General features: G+C 65.1%; 3 protein-coding genes. All 3 read left to right on the forward strand.

The features are described 5' to 3' along the window. Positions 1-754: 754 nt before the first annotated feature. A complete protein-coding gene (locus tag VN520_RS16915) occupies positions 755-1648 on the forward strand; it encodes a GntR family transcriptional regulator (protein ID WP_325747754.1) in 894 nt (297 codons plus the stop codon). 40 nt (positions 1649-1688) lie between these two features. After that, positions 1689-2246 (forward strand): UTRA domain-containing protein, encoded by a 558-nt coding sequence (locus VN520_RS16920; protein ID WP_325747755.1) that lies wholly within the window; start codon positions 1689-1691, stop codon positions 2244-2246. Between the two features lie 150 nt (positions 2247-2396). Further along, positions 2397-2666: helix-turn-helix domain-containing protein (locus VN520_RS16925; RefSeq protein WP_325747756.1), on the forward strand; the 270-nt coding region annotated here is incomplete at its 3' end.

The following is a 2666-nucleotide window of genomic DNA, read 5'->3' on the forward strand; positions in this document are numbered from 1 at the left end:
TCGCCATCGTCCACCAGCTGCTGCACGAGCTGGTGGAAGCGGTCGGTCTCGTCGCGCTCGAATCCGCGGCGGTTGTCGTCCTCGGTCATGTCGTCGGCGAGCCCGGCACGGGGAGCGTCGAGGGTCGGTGTCATGCTGTTCATTGCGCTGTTGCCCTTCGTGGAGGGTGATGGCGAAGACGAACCCCCGGGGTTGCACCCCCGGGGGTTCGTCGTTTGGGTCCCGCCGCGTGAGCGGCAGGTAGCACCCCGGACCGGACTCGAACCGGTCTCGATACTCGATACCTACGGGGTCCGCGATCTTCGCCCTTGTCTCGCCGCGCATCCGGATGGCCTGTCAGCCCATAGGCATCAAGGCGAAAAGGTGCTGTGGAAGCTGTCTGCGCGGCAGGGCTGGCTTGTCGCTGTTGCCTGGCCCGCATCGCGTCTGCGGGCTGACGTCCCGCATGGCGCCTGCGGGCTGGCGTTCCGTATCTCCCTACGGACCGGGCCGGGGCGGCCAGAGGACTCACCTGGTGACACTGTCCGCTGGTTGCTCGGAGGTGCCGGTTTGTCGTAGCTCCCGGATGACGCGCTGTTCAGTTCTCAAGGCAGGGTCGCTTCCTTCTGCGCCGTTTCACGGGCAACGTCCGGCTCGACGCTCACTCAACTAGTTGTGTGTGCCGCCGAGGACGATTAAGCCAGCACGAACCCCAGATGTCAACACAACTAGCTAAGTCGTTTCTCGCGACAGCTCTGACCTGCACATTCATGGCATGACACACCAACTACAGACCCTCAGCTACCGCTACCCAACTAGCTATGCAATGCTGACCACCCACACCAGATTCGAGACGAGAGTGACGGAGGGGCCAGTGGCCAGGAAGGAGCCGGGGAAGATCGGGCGCATCGCCGCCGATCTCCGGGCAAAGATCGAGAGCGGAAAGTTGCCGCCGGGCAGCCGACTGCCAAGCGTGTCTGAGCTCCAAGCGGCCGAGGGAATCGCGTTTCAGACTGCCCGCGACGTACACCGAGTCCTGGAGCGGGAAGGCCTGACGTTCACCCAGCAGGGGAAGGGGTCCTTTGTGACACCGTTCCTGGGGAAGATCACCCGCGACGGAACTGGGCGCTACCAAGCCGCCGCGCGGTCCGAAGGCGGCGCCCGTGGCGCCTTCGAAGCGGAACTGAACCGGCTGGGACTGGTCTACAAGCGGACACCCACGGAAATCGGCCGAGCCCGACCGCCGAAGGACGTGGCTACGGCCCTTGGCCTCCACCACTCATCGAAAGCGATCTACAGGCATCGAGCCATGAAGGCCGGCCGCGACTCCACGGATCCGACCGAGGGCTTCGTCGTCCAGCTCGCGACCAGCTATTTCCCTATCGATGTCGCAGGCGGATCACCGATCGAAGATCAGGACACTGGACCCGGAGGCAGCAAATCCCGCCTCGCTGACCTGGGATTCACACAGCGACATGTGCGCGAGACGATCGAAGCTCGCTTCCCGACCCAGGAAGAAGCTGAAGCCCTGAGCATCCCGGAGGACCGGCAGGTATACGAACTGGTCCATCACGCCTCAACGGCCGAGGGCCGCGTCATCGAAGTCGCCAGGCACATCATGCCGTCGACCATCTGGCGGTTCGCGTACACGTGGGACCTTGACGCCTGAGCGTCACATCGACCTATCCATTCAGGTAAGGAGCGGCATCATGCCGAGCAACATCATTGGCACAAACGGAATCACCCGCGACGCCCGGAGCCGCTACCGGCAGCGCGCAGAGGGCGGCGCTCACGGCGCTTTCGAGGCCGAGACGAAGCGGGCTGGTGGCACCCCGCGCGCCGAGGTCGAGGTACTGCGCGGCACCGCCCCGGCCGAGATCGCCACCATCCTCGGTGACGACGCGAGCGACGCCGTTGTCATCCGGCAGCGCCGGATGTACAACGGCGAGCGCCTGGTGCAGCTCGCTGACACGTACATCCCAGCATTCGTCGCAGAGGCCGCGCCGGCCGTCGCCCAACTCGACACCGGAGAGGGCGGGATCATCTCCCGCATGGCTGACGCGGGCCTGAGCCAGACAGACGTCGTAGAGGACGTCACGCAGGTACCGGCAACCGCCGATCAGGCCGCAGCCCTGGGGGTCGATGATGGCGAGCTGCTGCTCACCATCACGCACACCGGCCGGACCGAGAGCGGGCAGGTCGTCGAGGTCACCCGGCATGTGCTGGGTCGAGGCTGGACTCTGCGCTACGGCGTACCGCTGGCCTGATGGGCAGCCCGCCTTCCGGAGGTCGCAACATGGTTGCTTTCCGGAAGGCGCGGCGCAGGCCGAGACATCGCTGCCGCCAGTCTCGTTGGACCCAAGTCCACCGGCGAGCCTCCCATCCCATAGCGCGTATACCTGATACGGATTACTCATATGTCCAGTACAGAGCAACACCTTCGAGTCACCGTGGCGGCGTTGATGTACGCGACGGGTGAGGATCAGCGCACCCTCGCCGCTGGGATGAAGTTGAGTCAAGCACAGATCAGCCGCAAGCAGAGTGGGCAGGCGTCATGGTCCCTCGGGGACGTGGATCGCCTGGCCATTCACTACGGCATCTCAGTACTGGACCTGCTGACCGGGGCCGACCATGCCGTGTCGCGCCTGCCCGTTCACCGACGCGCCTCTGTCATTGGTGGCGTACAA

Origin of the sequence: Streptomyces sp., assembly GCF_035563135.1 — a bacterium.
Lineage (GTDB): Bacteria > Actinomycetota > Actinomycetes > Streptomycetales > Streptomycetaceae > Streptomyces.